At 63.8% G+C, this 16,189-nt stretch carries 15 protein-coding genes; 8 read left to right on the forward strand and 7 right to left on the reverse strand.

Annotated elements, in window-relative coordinates:
• Window positions 1-130 precede the first annotated feature (130 nt).
• Window positions 131-2,554: a zinc/cadmium/mercury/lead-transporting ATPase gene (locus PG887_RS14985; protein ID WP_270822113.1), complete on the reverse strand. Its 2,424-nt coding sequence runs from the start codon at window positions 2,552-2,554 to the stop codon at window positions 131-133.
• A 254-nt stretch (window positions 2,555-2,808) separates the two neighbouring features.
• Here PG887_RS14985 and tpx point away from each other — a divergent pair, with 254 nt between their 5' ends.
• Together tpx and PG887_RS14995 are read left to right on the forward strand one after the other, a co-directional pair.
• Window positions 2,809-3,309: a thiol peroxidase gene (gene tpx / locus PG887_RS14990; RefSeq protein ID WP_010672853.1), complete on the forward strand. Its 501-nt coding sequence runs from the start codon at window positions 2,809-2,811 to the stop codon at window positions 3,307-3,309.
• Window positions 3,310-3,455: 146 nt separating this feature from the next.
• Complete coding sequence (locus PG887_RS14995) at window positions 3,456-4,676, forward strand: DEAD/DEAH box helicase (RefSeq protein ID WP_270822115.1); 1,221 nt, start codon at window positions 3,456-3,458, stop codon at window positions 4,674-4,676.
• Window positions 4,677-4,772: 96 nt separating this feature from the next.
• On the opposite strand, the gene PG887_RS15000 is transcribed toward PG887_RS14995, so the two are convergent.
• From PG887_RS15000 to PG887_RS15010, 3 genes are all read right to left on the reverse strand, one after another.
• Window positions 4,773-6,332: a methyl-accepting chemotaxis protein gene (locus tag PG887_RS15000; RefSeq protein ID WP_270822117.1), complete on the reverse strand. Its 1,560-nt coding sequence runs from the start codon at window positions 6,330-6,332 to the stop codon at window positions 4,773-4,775.
• Window positions 6,333-6,484: 152 nt separating this feature from the next.
• The gene (locus PG887_RS15005) at window positions 6,485-6,784 is read right to left on the reverse strand and encodes a hypothetical protein (protein WP_010672856.1); all 300 of its coding nucleotides are present in this window, start codon (window positions 6,782-6,784) and stop codon (window positions 6,485-6,487) included.
• Between the two features lie 110 nt (window positions 6,785-6,894).
• The gene (locus PG887_RS15010) at window positions 6,895-8,499 is read right to left on the reverse strand and encodes a peptide ABC transporter substrate-binding protein (RefSeq protein ID WP_270822118.1); all 1,605 of its coding nucleotides are present in this window, start codon (window positions 8,497-8,499) and stop codon (window positions 6,895-6,897) included.
• Window positions 8,500-8,673: 174 nt separating this feature from the next.
• Here PG887_RS15010 and PG887_RS15015 point away from each other — a divergent pair, with 174 nt between their 5' ends.
• Together PG887_RS15015 and PG887_RS15020 are read left to right on the forward strand one after the other, a co-directional pair.
• Complete coding sequence (locus PG887_RS15015; RefSeq protein ID WP_041211007.1) at window positions 8,674-9,381, forward strand: ParB-like protein; 708 nt, start codon at window positions 8,674-8,676, stop codon at window positions 9,379-9,381.
• An 85-nt stretch (window positions 9,382-9,466) separates the two neighbouring features.
• Window positions 9,467-9,895, forward strand: coding sequence for a DUF2753 family protein (locus PG887_RS15020; protein WP_039039476.1), 429 nt, complete (start codon window positions 9,467-9,469; stop codon window positions 9,893-9,895).
• 2 nt (window positions 9,896-9,897) lie between these two features.
• Here the strand turns inward: PG887_RS15020 and PG887_RS15025 are convergent, their stop codons facing one another.
• Window positions 9,898-10,647 (reverse strand): enoyl-CoA hydratase-related protein, encoded by a 750-nt coding sequence (locus PG887_RS15025; protein ID WP_270822119.1) that lies wholly within the window; start codon window positions 10,645-10,647, stop codon window positions 9,898-9,900.
• 89 nt (window positions 10,648-10,736) lie between these two features.
• Between PG887_RS15025 and PG887_RS15030 the strand changes: the two genes are divergently transcribed.
• The 3 genes from PG887_RS15030 to PG887_RS15040 all read left to right on the forward strand — a co-directional run bounded on the left by PG887_RS15030 (window position 10,737) and on the right by PG887_RS15040 (window position 12,637).
• Window positions 10,737-11,177 carry a copper chaperone PCu(A)C gene (locus tag PG887_RS15030; RefSeq protein ID WP_270822121.1) on the forward strand — a complete coding sequence of 147 codons (441 nt, stop codon included), beginning with the start codon at window positions 10,737-10,739 and terminating at the stop codon, window positions 11,175-11,177.
• Window positions 11,178-11,269: 92 nt separating this feature from the next.
• Window positions 11,270-11,896 (forward strand): TIGR04219 family outer membrane beta-barrel protein, encoded by a 627-nt coding sequence (locus tag PG887_RS15035; RefSeq protein WP_042074091.1) that lies wholly within the window; start codon window positions 11,270-11,272, stop codon window positions 11,894-11,896.
• A gap of 60 nt (window positions 11,897-11,956) precedes the next feature.
• Window positions 11,957-12,637: an SDR family oxidoreductase gene (locus PG887_RS15040; protein ID WP_201934653.1), complete on the forward strand. Its 681-nt coding sequence runs from the start codon at window positions 11,957-11,959 to the stop codon at window positions 12,635-12,637.
• A gap of 180 nt (window positions 12,638-12,817) precedes the next feature.
• On the opposite strand, the gene PG887_RS15045 is transcribed toward PG887_RS15040, so the two are convergent.
• Together PG887_RS15045 and PG887_RS15050 are read right to left on the reverse strand one after the other, a co-directional pair.
• On the reverse strand, window positions 12,818-13,447 hold the full coding sequence (locus tag PG887_RS15045; RefSeq protein WP_182955186.1) for a 3'-5' exonuclease: 630 nt from the start codon (window positions 13,445-13,447) through the stop codon (window positions 12,818-12,820).
• Between the two features lie 195 nt (window positions 13,448-13,642).
• Window positions 13,643-15,367 carry a proline--tRNA ligase gene (locus tag PG887_RS15050; RefSeq protein WP_270822127.1) on the reverse strand — a complete coding sequence of 575 codons (1,725 nt, stop codon included), beginning with the start codon at window positions 15,365-15,367 and terminating at the stop codon, window positions 13,643-13,645.
• A 202-nt stretch (window positions 15,368-15,569) separates the two neighbouring features.
• Here PG887_RS15050 and ruvA point away from each other — a divergent pair, with 202 nt between their 5' ends.
• Complete coding sequence (gene ruvA, locus PG887_RS15055; protein ID WP_270822129.1) at window positions 15,570-16,184, forward strand: Holliday junction branch migration protein RuvA; 615 nt, start codon at window positions 15,570-15,572, stop codon at window positions 16,182-16,184.
• Window positions 16,185-16,189: the final 5 nt, after the last annotated feature.

The following is a 16,189-nucleotide window of genomic DNA, read 5'->3' on the forward strand; positions in this document are numbered from 1 at the left end:
TGGCATATGGATTTAGGGACTCAGAATACTTTTTTCTGAAAATCAAGGCGGCCTTCCCCGGAAAGCCGCGATGAACCATAAAAAAGCCGCCCCGTTGGAGCGGCTGTTGGTTGTGCAGTTTACGGCCGGCCTAGCGTTTTCGCAGCAGGCGCAGAGCGTTGGCGGTGACCAGGGCGGTGGCGCCGGTGTCGGCCAGCACCGCAATCCACAGGCCGGTGATGCCGAGCAGGCTGGTGACCAGGAAGATGGCCTTGAGCCCCAGCGCCAGCGCGATGTTCTGGTGGATGTTGGCCAGTGCCGCGCGGGAGAGCCGGATCATGGCGGCGACCCCGCCGAGCTGGTTGTGGGTCAGGGCCGCATCGGCGGTTTCCAGCGCCACGTCGGTGCCGCCTCCCATGGCGATGCCGATGCTGGCCCGCTTCATGGCCGGTGCATCGTTGATGCCGTCGCCGATCATGGCCACCTTGCGGGTGCTGGCGAGCTGGCTTATCTCCTCTACCTTGCCTTCCGGCAGCAGGCCGGCGCGCCAGCCCATGCCGAGCTCGGTGGCGATCGCCTCGGCGGCGCGGGGGTTGTCGCCGGTCAGCATGATGCTCTGCAGGCCGAGCTGGTTGAGCTCTTGCAGCGCCGCAGCCGCTTCCGGCCGGATCTGGTCGCGCAGGGCCAGCAGGGCGGCCGGGGCGGCGTCAGGCTGACCGAGCACCACCACTGTCTTGCCTTGCTGCTCCAGGGTGGCGACCCGGGCCTGCATCGCCGCATCCAGGGTGGCGACCCGGCTCGGTGCCAGCAGCTGCCAGAGGACTCCGTCGATGCGACCCTCTACCCCCATGCCGGGCAGGGCGCGCAGCTCCTGGGCGGCAGCGAGGCTGAGGCCCCGTTCGCTGGCCGCCGTCACCACGGCGCGGGCCAGCGGGTGGTGGGAGCCCTGCTCGATGGCCGCCGCCAGCGCCAGCAGGTCGGCCTCAGGCTGGCCATTGAGGCTCACCAGTTCGGTCAGCTGCGGCTTGCCCAGGGTCAGGGTGCCGGTCTTGTCGAAGGCCAGGGTATCGATGTGGGCGAGGCGCTCCAGCGCTGCGCCCCCCTTGATAAGAGCCCCCTGGCGGGTGGCTGCCGCCAGCGCCGAGGTGACCGCCGCCGGGGTGGAGATGACCAGGGCGCAGGGGCAACCGATCAGCAGCAGCGCCAGCCCGCGATAGACCCACTCGTCCCAGCCCTGACCGAAGGCGAGCGGCGGTACCAGCACCACCAGCAGGGCGACCAGCATCATGGCCGGGGTATACCAGCGACTGAAGCGGTCGATGAAGCGCTCGATGGGGGCGCGCTGGGTCTCGGCCTCCTCGATGAGATGCAGGATGCGGTCGATGGCGTTGTTGCCGGGTTCGGACACCACCTCGAGGCGCAGCACCCGATCCGCCGCCAGGCTGCCGGCGGGGACCTTGTCACCCCGGCGGCGCTCCACCGGGATGGATTCGCCGGTCAGGGCGCTCTCGTCAAAGGCGCCGAGGGGGTCGAGCAGGCGGGCATCGGCGGCCAGGCGGGCACCCGGGGCGATTTCGATGATGTCACCGGGGCGCAGCTGGTCGGCAGCGACTTCTTCCCGTACCTCGCCCTCGGCAGTGGTGCGGATGCGCAGCGCCTTGTCGGGCACCAGCGCCATCAGGGCGGTGACCCCGGCGCGGGCGCGGCCGGCGGCGTAGGCTTCCAGATGTTCCCCCAGCATGAACAGCAGCAGCACCATGGCCGCTTCGGCGGTTTCGCCGAGGAACAGGGCCCCCACGGCGGCGACCGTCATCAGGGTCTCGATGGCGAAGGGGGAGCCGCTTCTGGTCAGTGCCCACGCCTTGCGGGCGACGGGCCACAGCCCCCAGAGGGTGGCCAGGGTAAATAGCGGCTGACCGATCTGGGCCGGCAACAGGGCCGCCACCCCCACCAGGCCGGCCAGCGACAGGGGCTGCCAGTATTTGCCGAGCAGGTTACTGACCCTCTGCATCTGCGGGCTGCGGCCCGGTTCGCTGCGAGCCGTGTTCTGAGCGCCTCCTTTGAGCTGGAAGCCGGCGGCCAGCACGGCGGCGGTGACGGGATCGGGGGAGAGGCCGGGGGCCAGATCCACCACCAGCTTCTCGGTGGCAAACAGCACCCGAGCCTGTTGTACGCCCTCCACCCGGCTGACGGCGGTCTCTATCTTGCGTGCACAGCTGGGACAATCCATGCCCAGCACCTGCCAGCTATGGCGGCGGCTGTTCTGCTCGGGGGTAGCCAGCGGCGGCTCGGTCGCGGCGGCCGTGTGGGCGTGCCCCTGCTCATGATGATCGTGATCGTGGTCGTGGGCTGTGTCGGTGGCGCAAGCGCCTCTGGGGGGCTCTTCATCCCCCGGGCCGTCTGCGCCACTTTGCCCCTGATGATCGTGGCGGGTCGGGTTGGCGAGACCACTGGCCTGTGTCCCGTTGTCGCAGCAGTGGCTGGTGTGGCTGTGCTCGGCCTGTGGGGTGGCGGCCTTGCTGACGGCCTTGATGGGGGCAGCGGCGTGTTGATGGCTGCAGCAGGATTTGCTCATGATGCGTTCCTCTTGAGGGATCCCGCCCCTGCGGGATCCTGGATGACTGAGCCGAGTGTAAACCTTGGTGTAAAGTCCAAGGTCAAGTTCTCTTCTTCTCTTTGTCCGGGGCCATGACAGTGGCCTCTGATCTGCCTCTGGAGCAGGAGGGGTGCAAAGGGATGCCAAATCCCTTTCATTAGCGGGTGTTTGTCATCCCGTGGCGGGCCTATACTGGGGACCCTGGATCCCACATCAATCATCAAGGACCTAACATGAGCAATACCGTCACCCTGCAAGGCAACCCCGTCTCCGTCTCCGGCCACTTCCCCGTTGCCGGTGAGCAGGCCAAGCCCTTCTCCCTGGTTGCTGGCGATCTGTCCGATGCGACCCTGGCGACCTTCGCCGGCAAGCGCAAGATCCTGAACATCTTCCCGAGCGTCGACACCCCGACCTGCGCCACTTCCGTGCGCAAGTTCAACGAGCAGGCAAGCGCCCTGAACAACACCGTCGTGCTGTGCATCTCTGCCGACCTGCCGTTCGCCCAGGCCCGTTTCTGCGGCGCCGAGGGTCTGGACAAGGTGGTGAACCTCTCCACCCTGCGCGGTGTCTCCTTCCTGCAGGACTACGGCGTGGCCTTCTCCTCCGGCCCGCTGGTGGGTCTGGCTGCCCGTGCCATCGTGGTACTGGATGAGCACGACAAGGTGCTGCACAGCGAGCTGGTGGCCGAAGTCGCCGACGAGCCGAACTACGCCGCCGCCCTGGCCGTTCTGTAAGTCGCGTCACAGGCTGATTGCCTGACGGCCTGCCCCGTTCACACGGGACAGGCCGTTTTTATTGCGCTCCCGAACCTTTTACTTATGGGGTGGGTCTGGCTAGACTTCGCCTCCACATCCTCGTTCAGCCTGTATCTGCGATCCCCATGACGTTTGACGAACTCGCCCTTGCCCCCGCCCTGTTGCCCCTGCTGCCCGCAGCGCTGGAAAAACCGACCCCCATTCAGCAGCTAGCCATTCCTGCTGCCTTGTCAGGACGGGATCTGCTTGCCCTGGCCAGGACCGGCAGTGGCAAGACCCTGGCATTCGGCCTGCCGCTGCTGCAGAGGCTGGACGCAGCCAGCGACCGGGTACAGGGATTGGTACTGGTCCCCACCCGGGAGCTGGCAAGCCAGGTGAGCGCCGCCCTGCAGGAGATTGCCGACGGGTTGGGGGTGCGCCTTCTGACCCTGTGTGGCGGGGTGGCCCAGGAGTGGCAGGAGCGGGAACTGGCTCTCGGCCCCCAACTGCTGGTGGCGACCCCCGGACGGTTGCGGGACTTGCTGGCCCAGCAGACGCTGGGGCTGGGTGCCCTGCGCATGCTGGTGCTGGATGAAGCGGATCGCCTGCTGGAGATGGGGTTCTGGCCCGATATCCAGTGGCTGATGAAGGCAATGCCGGAGGCGCGGCAGCAGATGCTCTTCTCCGCCACCTTGCCGGTCGAGCTGGAGAGCCTGGCCTCGGGCCTGCTGCAGGATCCGGTGCGCATCGAGGCCGAGCCGCTCAACAGCCTGGTGAACGACATCGAGGAGCGGCTCTATCTGGTCAACAGGAGCAGCAAGGTGCCTGCGCTGATCGCCCTGCTGGAGGCCGGAGAGTGGCCCCAGGTGCTGGTCTTCATCAGTGCCAGGGACGACGCGGACGGGGTGGCCAAGAAACTCGCCAGGGCTGGCATGACGGTGGCAGCCCTGCACGGAAACAAGGATCAAACTGCGCGGGAGCAGGCGCTGGCGGATTTCAAGGAGGGCAGGGTGCGGGTGCTGGTGGCCACGGACCTGATGGCGCGCGGCATCCACGTGGAGGCATTGCCCGTGGTGATCAATCTGGATCTGCCGGACCATGCCCCCGTCTACGTGCATCGTATCGGTCGTACCGCCCGTGCCGGGCAGAGCGGTCTGGCCATCTCCCTTACCTGTCATGGGGATGGGGAGGCGCTCGAGGGGATCCGGGCCCTGACCGGTCGGCCCCTGCCCCTGGCGGCGCTGGCAGGTTTCCCGGTGACCGACAAACCCGCCAGCGGGGAGAGCAAACGGGCGCCAAGAGACAAGCAGGCGAACCGTCGCACCCAGGGCAAGCGCAGCATCAAGCAGTTCAAGGGCAAATCCTGAGACGGACTTCTTGCCCCCGGCGGGAGCCTGTCGTCGTGAAGGAGAGGAGAGATCGGCAGCGCGCCCGGGGGCGCGCCAAACTACACGGCAAGGGGGTCAGTCGTGGAACTGGTTGATCAGGCGGGAGAGGTTTTGCAACCGCTCCACCAGCAGGGTGATGCCATCGAGGGCCTGACGGCTGTTGTCCGCGGTGTGGCTCGCCAGTTGGTGGATCTGGTGGATCCCCTGATCCAGGGTGCTGGTGACATCCGCCTGCTGGCTCACCGCCTGGGCTATCTCGTCGCTGGTGTGGGTCACCCGGGCCAGCATCCGGTTGATCTGGTCGAGCACCTCGGCGGTGGCCCCCATGTGCTGCTGGCAGAGCACTGATGTCTGGGCCCCCTGCTCCATGCCATCGGACAGTTGCCGGGTGCTCTGTTGCAGCGCCCCTATCATGTCGCTTATCTCGCCGGTGGAGCTGCGGGTCTTCTGGGCCAGGGCCCGTATCTCGTCGGCCACCACCGCAAAGCCGCGCCCCTGTTCACCGGCCCGTGCCGCCTCGATGGCCGCATTGAGGGAGAGCAGGTTGGTCTGATCCGCAATCTGCCCGATCACCTCCAGAATGCCGTTGATCTTCTGGCTGTCCTGGGTCAGGCGCGCCAGCACGCCCTGGCTGGCGTCCAGCTCCTGATGAAGCCTGTCGACCGAATCCCGGGTGGTGGCCAGCGCCTGCTGGCCACTGGCGGACACCTGCTGGACCTCGCCCACCAGCGCATTGGCCTGGTGGGCATTGTCAGCCACATCGCGGATGGACTGGCTCATCTGGGTGATGGCCGCCGCCAGTTGCTCGCTCTGGGCCCGCTGCTGTTGCAGGTGAGTGTCTATGGTCTGGATATGCCCCCTGTCATCCTCCGCCGCCTGCAGGATCTGCTGGTTGGTGTCCGCGCTGCGACCCACCACGGCGCGCAGCTCCGCCTTCTTCATGCGCAGCAGCAGTTCAAGGGCGGCCAGGCTGTCCTGACGCCTGGCATAGAGTACCTGGCAAAGGGCGCTGCCCTGCTCCTCGCCCGCCATGGTCAGCAGCCTGGCCAGCCGCCGTTGCAGATGCCTGCCATGTCCCATCTGGGCCAGCAAGCAGAGCAGGGTGATGACGCCCCACCCCGGCTGGCCGGTGACCAGACTGGCCCCCATGCCGAGCAGGGCGGTGCCAGAGAGCAGCAGACACAGCTGCCCCGGCTCCAGAGTCAGCCGGGTCAGCCAGGGCAGTGCCTTGCCGTCACGGATCCGGGCATAGAGCTGCTCTGCCCAGGCGATGTCGTGATCCTGGGGACGGGTGCGGACAGACTGGTATTCGATGATCTGCTGCTGATCGTTGAGAATCGGCGTGACGTAGGCGTTGACCCAGTAGAACTGACCACTCTTGGCGCGGTTCTTTACCAGCCCCATCCAGCTCTTTCCTTGTTGCAGGCGGCGCCACATGTCGGCGAACGCGGCCTTGGGCATGTCGGGGTCGCGGACCAGATTGTGGGGCTCCCCTTCCATTTCGGTCGCGCTGTAGCCCGCCACATCGCAAAAGTGCTGGTTGGCATAGGTGATGTGACTGGCGGGATCCGTGGTCGAGATCAGTGATATGTGATCGGGGAAACGGATCTCCCCTTCGTGCCGGGTTGTGGTCATGTGCCCATCCTGAATGAGCCAAGTAACTGATAAAGTTATTTTTTATTTTTGTGATTGTTACGGCGTCATTGTAGATGCGGACTGTTACACCACCTTGGCTTGGGTCAATAAATCAACACGGGAAAGGCTGAAAAAAGTCGTAGATGGCGGGCTCAGCCGCGGGGAGTGAAGTCGTGGATCTCCCCCGTCCTCGGTTTGAAGCGGGGGTCATTGTCTTCTGCGCTGGCGACCCAGGCCATGGCCTGGCAGAAACTCTCCTGCTTGGCGAAGGCATCCCGGGCCTGATCGATGGCTCGTTCGGCATTGCGCCGCTCCATCTTGCTGGCCTTGCGGTCGCTGAACTGCTTCTGCTGGCTCAACATCCATTCGAGGAAGGCCTGGCGGCATTCGGTTTCATCGGCGGCCTTGGCGGGAAGGGCAACAAACAGGGCAATCAGGAGCAGAGCACGCATGGCAGGATCGGATCACGGGGTTGATGAATGAAAAGAGGCGGCATTATATGCCGGGAACTTGAACAGGAACAGTGCCAGGAGGGGTCAGGTGTCCCGACCCCTCCCCGGACTCAGTGTTTGACGAGGTAGAGCTGACGGCTGTAGGCCACGTCTTCCGGGTTGTTGATGGGATACCCCTTGAGCCAGGGCTTGATGAGCCGGGCATTGGTGTACTGGTAGATGGGGGCGATGGGGGCCTCCTTCTGCAAGATGGCCTCGGCCTCATCAAACAGGCGAGCCCGCTCTGCGGGATCCTGACTGTTGGCCGCCTGCGCCAGCAGCTTGTCGTAAGCCGGGTTGGCGAACCGGGCCATGTTGCCGCTGTGGCCCGATCCCCAGAGCCCGAGGAAGGCGGAGGGGTCGTTGTAATCGGCGACCCAGGAGGAGCGGATCACCTCGAACTGGCCACTTTGACGGCTGTCGAGATAGGTTTTCCACTCCTGGTTGGTGAGCTCGACCCGGGCCCCCAGCTTCTGTTTCCACTGGTTGGCGATGGCCAGTGCCATCTTCTTGTGAATTTCCGCCGTGTTGTAGAGCAGGGTCAGCTTGAGGGGATTGCTTGGGCCGTAGCCCGCTTCTTTCAGCAGGGCTCTGGCACGCTCGTCCAGCGACTGCTGACTGCTGGTGGAGAGCAGATTGGGCTTGGGGTCGAAGTCGGCGGTCACGTCCGGGGTGAAGTGGTAGGCCGGTTTCTCCCCGGTTCCCAGCACCTTGTCGGCAATCAGGCCCCTGTCGATGGTGTAGGAGAGCGCCTGGCGCACCCGCACATCATTGAGGGGCGGGCGCTGGGTGTTGAAGGCGTAGTAGTAGGTGCCGAGCTGTTCCGGGGTATAGACCTCCCCCGGGATCTGGGCCATCAGGCTCTGGTACTGCTCCTTGGGGAAGGATTCGGTGATGTGCAGATCCCCGGCCAGATAGCGGTGGGTGGCCGCGCTCTCCTGGTTGATGGGCACGAAGGTGACGCGGGTCAGCACCGTGTGGGCGCGATCCCAGTAGTAGGGATTGGGCGTCAGCTCCAGTTTCTCGTTCACCACCCGGTGACTCAGCACGAAGGCGCCGTTGCCCACCAGCTTGCCGGGCTGGGTCCACTGGTTGCCATATTGTTCCATGCTGGCCCGGTGCAGGGGCGACAGGCTGGGATGGGTCAGCAGGCTCAGGAAATAGGGCACCGGCTGGGAGAGGGTCACCTTCAGGGTATGGTCATCGACGGCCTCCACCCCGAGCGCATCGGGGGCCAGCTTGCCTGCCACTATGTCGTCCACCTTGTCGAAGCGGGCGAGCTGGGCGAACCAGGCGAAAGTGGCGGCTTCCCTGGGGTCAACCAGCTTGCGCCAGCCATAGACGAAGTCGGCGGCGCGCACGGGGTCGCCGTTGGACCAGCGGGCATCCGGCCTCAGGTGGAAGGTGAATGTCTGGTTCCCCTCGTTGTCCCAGCGGGATGCCACCCCGGGCAGCACCTTGCCGTCCGGCCCCTGGGTCAGCAGCCCCTCGTAAAGGTCTCTGAGGACCTGCAGCTCCGGCAGTCCCACCAGCTTGAGAGGGCTCAGGCTCGCCGGTTCATCCTTGAGATGACGGACGACGGCCTGTTCGGCGGCGAGTGGGGTGCCGGGCGGCACATCGGCAGCCTGGACGCACGCACAGCCCAGCAGGGCCAACAGGGGGCTCCATCCTTTCATGGTGAATCCTTCAAAATGTGTGAAGCGGGGAGAAAACTCGGCGAGAATGCATCGCCGGCAGATGGGAAATCATGATATCCCCTTTGCTGGTCAGACCGCCAGCATGAGTCCCATTGATATCCGATGCGGCTGTCAACGAAGGGGCGCCGTGAGCGCCAGGAAAAGGAGAGAATGATGAGAGCATGGATCTTGTTGGTCTGCGTGCTGAGCCAGGGCGCTTGGGCGTTGGCCCCGTGCGAGAAGAGCAGCCCGGTGGGAAGCTGGTGCGAGGTGAATATAGAGGCGCTGCACCCCACCCAGGGCGGCGTGGGGCAGTTGCAGGTGGATACCACTGCCCGGGAGCTGGCGGACAAGAGCGAGAAGCAGCTCGACAAGCTGATGAAAAAGAAAGAGATCCCTATCGTCATCGCGCCGGATGGGGGTTACTGGCTGGTGGACAGGCACCACCTGACCAAGGCGCTGTGGCAGCAGGGGGTGAAGCAGGTCAGGGTCAAGGTGATTGCACGGTTGCAGGACAGGGCCAATTTCTGGAGCCAGATGCAGAACAACCACTGGGCCTGGCTCAAGGATGAACGGGGTCAACCCCTGACTCCCGAGCAGTTGCCCGGCCATATCGGTGAGTTGCCGGATTATCCCTACCGCACCCTGGCGGGGCTGTTGCAGGATGCGGGCTACTTCAGCAAGAAGGATCAGGTCTACTTCGTCGAGTTTGCCTGGGCCAGCTGGCTCGGCCAGCAGATGGCCTGGCAGCCGATCGATGAGGTCAACCTCGCGGATCGCCTCGCCGAAGCCAAACGGCTGGCGTGCAGCAGCAAGGCGTCGGATCTGCCTGGTTACCCCGGCAAGCAGTGTCGCGTCAATCAGCCCAGAACGGCGGGTTGAGGGATCCTGCACAAAGGGTCTGGTTGATATTTGTTCTCGATTGGCCATGATACAAACTCCACTCGTGTCGGCAAAGGAGAGGAACATGGAACATCAGAACTGGCAACGTTACATGCTGGAGGCGGAGAACGCCCTTGGCATGGGGGCTCTGGGCACGGCGATCTGCCTCTATCAGCAGGCCCTGGGGGAAGTGTATGAGCTGGCCTCCGGGGATCTGGACGAACTGGCCAGCATGCGGGTCGCCACCTGTCACCGCATGGCCGATTTCTGGCGTGCCATGGAAGAGCCCGCCTATGAACTGCGCTACCTCAAGCTCGCCTCCGAGCTGGTCACCGCCCTGGTGCCCCAGTGCCCCAACCGGGCGTGCGAATCCCTCATCAGTGAGCTGGGCTGCTGCCGCGCCGCCCTGCTCTCCTTCTTGAAGCGCCACCCCAATCCGGAGATTGCCCGGCTTATCCAGGTGCAGGACAGGGTGCAGGGCTGCGAGTTGATAGGCCGGTTCCGTCTCAACTGAGTTCAGCGCCGTTTTTGCAGCTTGCTGGCGATGCGGCTTTGCGCCTCTTCCCCTTGCAGGGCCTGGGCGAAGGCGCGCGCTTCCAGGTCGATGACGAAATGCACCGCCTGTTTGAGCTCCTGCTTGAGCAGCGCCTTGCTCTTCTGGAGCTCCATCGGCGGCTTGGCCGCCAGTTTCAGTCCCTGCTCCCGAGCGAAGGGGAGCAGGTCCGCCGGGGCCAGCACCCGGTTGGCGAGCCCGAGACGCAGCGCCTCTTCTCCATCGATGGCCTCTGCCAGCAGCAACAGTTCCGCCGCCTTGAGGTGACCGACGGCGCGTGGCAGCAGCAGGCTGGCGGCAAACTCCGGCACCAGTCCCAGCTCGACGAAAGGCAGCTGCAGCCGGGCGTTGTCACCCAGATAGACCAGGTCGCAGTGCAGCAGCAGTGTGGTGCCGATGCCGACTGCCGGGCCGCCCACGGCTGCGATCACCGGTTTGGGAAAGTCCGCCAGGGTGTGCAGAAATTGCAGGATGGGATCGTCCGGCTCAAGGGCGTGCTTGCCAACAAAGTCGGCCAGATCGTTGCCGGCGGTGAAGCACTCCGCCTGGCCCTGCAACAGCAGCACATGGACCTCTTCGTCCCGGGCGGCCTGGCGCAGTGCGTCGGTCAGCGCCAGATACGTCTCCGTGTTGAGGGCATTGCGCTTTTCCGGGCGATTGAATGTCAGGGTGAGCAAGCCGTCCTGCTGTTCGGCCAGAATTGTGAGGGCCATGTCTGAATCCTTGTTGTCGGGGGCTGTCAAAAGCTTGCCACAGGGGTAAGCTTTGTCTCGTTTAACAACATCATAAAAGGATTTCAACCATGTTTAAACGTGCGTTTTATTCCACCATGGCACTGCTTCTGGCCGCCCCGGCCCTGGCCAAGGTCGACGCAGTCGATGGTTATGTGCGTCTGCTGCCCCCTGGCTCGCCGAACACGGCGGCGTTCATGGTGCTCAGGAACGATGGGGACAAACCGGTGAAACTGGTGGCGGGAGCGTCCCCTGAGGCGGGCCGTGTCGAGCTGCACACCCATTTGCACGAGAACGGCGTCATGAAGATGCGCCAGGTGGAGAGCATCGAGATCCCGGCCAAGGGGGAGGCCGTCCTCAAGCCCGGCAGCCTGCACATCATGCTGTTCGAGGTGCGCGAGCTCTCCCAGGGGACCCCCTTCCCGCTGACCCTGACCCTGGACGATGGCCAGAGCCTGGGCCTGAGCCTGCCGGTGAAGCCCATCGAGCCGATGAAAGGCATGCAGCACTGACATTTCTGGACGCTTGTTCAGCTTTTTACTCTAGGTATTCCGTGCACTCCGGGTAAAATGATGGCCTTTCCCGTCCATGATGGAGCCTTATGATGAAGAAGACCTTGATTGCCGGTTGTGTACTGGCCCTGTTCAGCCACGCCGCCACCGCCGCCGATGACTGGCGGTTTGCCGCGGGTGCCGATCTGTGGAACGCCCAGGGCAGCGGCCAGGTCAGCGGTGTGAGTGCTGGCAGCTATGACGAGAACTACAACTGGAGCGGCTACCTGCAACTGGAGCACGGCATTCTGCTGCTGCCCAACGCCAAGTTCGAGATGTCCGACTTCAGCAGCAGCGGCGGCGCCTTCAACAACGATCTGCTGGCCTATGATCTGAGCCTCTACTATCGCCTGTTCAACAACGACCTGTTCCAGATCGATCTGGGTCTGACCGGTCGTCGTTACGACGGCGATTTCAACACCCAGCACTACTCCTATGACAAGGACGTGCTGATGGCCTACACCGGCGGTGAAGTGCGCATCCCGGGGACGGGCTTTGCGGCCTTCGGCGACATGCGCGTGCAGGATGCCGACAACTACGACTACCGTCTGGGCGGTTCCTACAAGTTCTCCACCGTGCCGCTCAAGATCCGTGCAGGCTGGCGTGAGGCCGAGATGGACTTCGACCGCGTCGACCAGACTATCGACGGCTGGTTCATCGGTGGCGAGTTCACCTTCTGATCTGACGCCCCGGGCGGCGCATCACGGCTAAGTGATGGCTGGCTCTGATGAGGAGAGAAGATGGGCCATATCATAGTGACTGGCGCGGGCTCCGGGCTCGGGCGTGCACTGACCATAGGACTGGTTGAGCGCGGCCATCGCGTCTCCATGATGGGTCGCCGCTACCAGAAACTGCAGGAGCAGGAGCAGCGCCTCGGCAGCGCCGTGGTCGGCATCGCCGCCGATCTCGCGCACCACGAAGAGGTGGACGTCGCCTTTGCCGCCGCAGTGGAGTGGGGCGGCCTGCCCGATCTGGTGCTGCACTGCGCCGGTGTCGGCGAGTTCGGCCCGGTGGGCGTCTACACCGCCGAGCAGATCCGCCGGGTGGTGGAGAGCAACCTCGTCTCCACCATACTGGTGGCCCAGCAGACAGTGCGTCTCATCGGCGAAAAGGGCGGCGTGCTGGCCAATGTGCTCTCCTCGGCGGCCCAGGCCGGCAAGGCCAACGAGAGCCTCTACTGCGCCTCCAAGTGGGGGATGCGGGGCTTTCTGGAGTCCCTGCGGGCCGAGCTCAAGGGCTCGCCCCTGCGGCTGGTGAACCTCTATCCGAGCGGGATCCGCAGCGAATTCTGGGAGAACTCGGATCACGTGGACCCGAGCGGCTTCATGACTCCGGAAGACGCGGCGGCATACATGCTGGACGCCCTGGAGGCGCGCAGCAGCTGCCATGTGACCGATCTCTTTATCGGTCGCAATGGCTGAGGCGCCGTGAGCCGGCCCTGTCGCCAGATGACAAGGAAACAAAAAGCGCGCCATTTGGCGCGCTTTTTTCTAAATTATCTTCTTGCCTGCCTGTCTTTACGCCGGGCCATCATGGATTTGAAGGCGGGTAAATTTAATACCGACATGGCATGAATGATTGATGATGCATGTCGGCACATGTTACTTCCGAGCCGCATATTCCCGCAGGAAGGATGGGATCACCTGTTTTGGCTTCTTGCCAAGGGTCAGCAGCAATTCAAAATCCGGGTCGATAATGCCATATCGACACGCCAGCTCTTCCAACAAGGCGAGCCAGAGGTGGGCCGTCACCTCGGCATCCGCCAGGGCGCGGTGAAACACCCCGTCATTGGGCAGGCACCGGTATTGCACCAGGGTACCCAGCTTGTGATCCGGGGCATCGGGAAACAGGCGCCTCGACAGCAGCAGGGAGCAGGCGAACTGCCCGCGGTATTGCGCCGGCAATCGCTCTAGTTCCGCATCCAGAAAGCGCTTGTCGAAGGAGGCGTTGTGGGCGATCAGATTGTCATCACCGATAAAGTCGACGAAATCCGCCATCACCTCGTTGCAGGGGGGAGCCTGTTTCAGCATGGCATTGCTGATCCCGGTATATTGCTCGATGAAGCTGCTCACGTTGAAGCCCGGATTCATCAATGCCGAGAAACGCTCGCTGATATGGCCATCCTTGATTCTGACGGCACCGATCTCGATGGCTCTATCCCCTTGTCCGGGTGAAAGCCCTGTGGTCTCGAAGTCGAGCACGACAACGGTATTGGCTGAGGCGATGGACATGACTTCTCGGGCAAGCTGGGTAAAGAGCGCCAGTCTAGGAAATCAGCCGTGCCGTGTACAGGGCAATACAGTTATCTCAATGGTTCACGCTGGAGGCGCATTTTTGTGCATCATGGCTGAGAGCCATATAAAAAGCCCCGAGTGCCGTGGCTCTCGGGGCTTTCTTATGAAAAGCGAAAGGCGGTGTCGGCGTTATCAGCGACCCAGCTTGCCCTTGAGCAGGGCAACGATCTCGCCGATCGCCACTTCCTGCTTCTCGCCAGTGCGGCGGCACTTGTACTCCACCACGCCGTTGTCCAGACCGCGATCGCCGATGACGATGGCGTGGGGGATCCCCAGCAGCTCCATGTCGGCGAACATCACGCCCGGGCGCTCCTTGCGGTCATCGAACAGCACATCCACACCGGCGGCCTTCAGCTCGGCGTAGAACTGCTGTGCCTGCAGGGCCACGCGCTCGGACTTGTGCATGTTCATCGGCACTATTGCCACTTCGAACGGGGCGATGGCGTCCGGCCAGATGATGCCGTACTGGTCGTTGTTCTGCTCGATGGCGGCGGCCACCAGGCGGGAGACCCCGATACCGTAGCAACCCATCTCCATGGTGACGGACTTGCCGCCCTCGTTCAGCACGCTCGCCTTCATGGCTTCGGAGTACTTGGTCCCCAGCTGGAAGATGTGGCCCACTTCGATGCCACGCTTGAGCAGCAGCTTGCCCTGGCCGCACGGGCTCGGGTCGCCTTCTACCACGTTGCGCAGGTCGGCAACCTCAAAAGAGGTGATGTCGCGATCCCAGTTGGCACCGGTCAGGTGGAAACCGGTCTCGTTGGCGCCGCAAACAAAATCGCTCAGATGGGCGGCGCTGCGATCGACGATGATGCGACCGGCAAAGCCGACCGGGCCGATGGAGCCTGCGTCGCAACCGGCGGCAGCTTTGATCTGCTCGTCGTTGGCGAAGGTCAGCGGGTTGGCAACGCCAGAGAGCTTCTCGGCTTTGATTTCGTTCAGCTCGTGGTCGCCACGCAGTACCAGGGCGATGACCGCCTGCTTGCCGTGTTCATCTTCCTCTGCCAGTACCAGCAGGGTCTTGGCGATGGCGGCCGGAGCCACGGCCAGGAAGGCGGCCACTTCATCGATGGTGTGCACGGCCGGGGTGGCCACCTTGGCCAGGGCCTTGGTCGCGGCAGGACGCTCGCCCGCCGGTGCCAGCGCCTCGGCCATCTCGATGTTGGCGGCGTAGTCGGAGCTGTCGGAGAAGGCGATCAGATCCTCACCGCTCTCGGCCAGCACCTGGAATTCGTGGGAGCCGGTGCCCCCGATGGAGCCGGTATCGGCCTGTACCGGGCGGAAGTTCAGGCCCATGCGGGTGAAGGCGGCGCAGTAGGCGGCGTGCATCTTCTCGTAGGTCTCGACCAGAGAGTCCTTGTCGATGTGGAAGGAGTAGGCATCCTTCATCAGGAACTCGCGGCCGCGCATCACGCCGAAGCGGGGGCGCACTTCGTCGCGGAACTTGGTCTGGATCTGGTAGAGGTTCAGCGGCAGCTGCTTGTAGCTGTTCACCTCGTAGCGCACCAGGGCGGTGATCACCTCTTCGTGGGTCGGGCCCAGCACGAAGGGACGGTTGTGGCGGTCGGTCAGGCGGCACAGCTCGGGACCGTAGTCATCCCAGCGGCCGGACTCCTGCCACAGCTCGGCGGGCTGCACCACCGGCATGGAGACTTCGATGGCACCAGCATTGTTCATCTCTTCGCGAACAATGTTCTCGATCTTCTTCAGCACCCGCAGGCCGGTCGGCAGCCAGGCGTACATGCCGGAGGCGAGTTTGCGGATCATGCCGGCGCGCAGCATCAGCTGGTGGCTGATGACCTCTGCGTCGGAGGGGGTTTCCTTGAGAGTGGAAAGCAGATATTGGCTGGTACGCATCGCGGTAGACCTTCGCTAGTTCGGGCGGCTTGGCCCTGGAAAATTTCAAGTGCGGAATTTTAACAGGCCGAGCCTCGTGGCCCAAGGGCTAAATTCAGTCTGGTGAGGGCGAGGCCGAGGACGGCCTATGCTGGATACTTATCCAGTTATTCTTTATGCTAGTGGCCAATTTGGAAAGAGTCTGCGTGGCGAGGAAGAGAACATGATCGGTCGCTTGAGAGGCGTCATCATCGAGAAGCAACCCCCCGAGGTCCTGATCGAAGTGGGGGGTCTGGGGTACGAGGTGCACATGCCCATGAGCTGCTTCTATGATCTGCCGGAACTGGGGAAGGAGGCGGTGATCCACACCCACTTCGTGGTGCGGGAAGATGCCCAGTTGCTGTATGGCTTCAATCACAAGCAGGAGCGGGCGCTGTTTCGCGAGCTGATCAAGACCAACGGGGTCGGCCCCAAGCTGGCACTGGCCATTCTCTCCGGCATGACGGCCACCCAGTTTGTGATGAGCGTCGAGCGCGAGGAGATAAGCTCCCTGGTCAAGTTGCCCGGCGTGGGCAAGAAGACCGCCGAGCGCCTGGTGGTGGAGATGAAAGACCGCCTCAAGGGCTGGGTCAGCCACGATCTCTTCTCCCCGGCCGAAATCATCCTGCCCGCGAAAGAGAGCCCGCTGCGTGCCCCGGATGCGAGCGAGGAGGCGGCCAGTGCTCTGGTGGCCCTCGGCTACAAGCCGCAGCAGGCCAGCCAGATCGTCAGCAAGGTGGCCGCCGACGGCATGTCGGTAGAGGAGATCATTCGTGAATCCCTGCGCAGCCTGGTGTGAGGTAG

It is taken from the genome of Aeromonas sp. QDB14 (genome assembly GCF_027707845.1).
Lineage (GTDB): Bacteria > Pseudomonadota > Gammaproteobacteria > Enterobacterales > Aeromonadaceae > Aeromonas > Aeromonas caviae.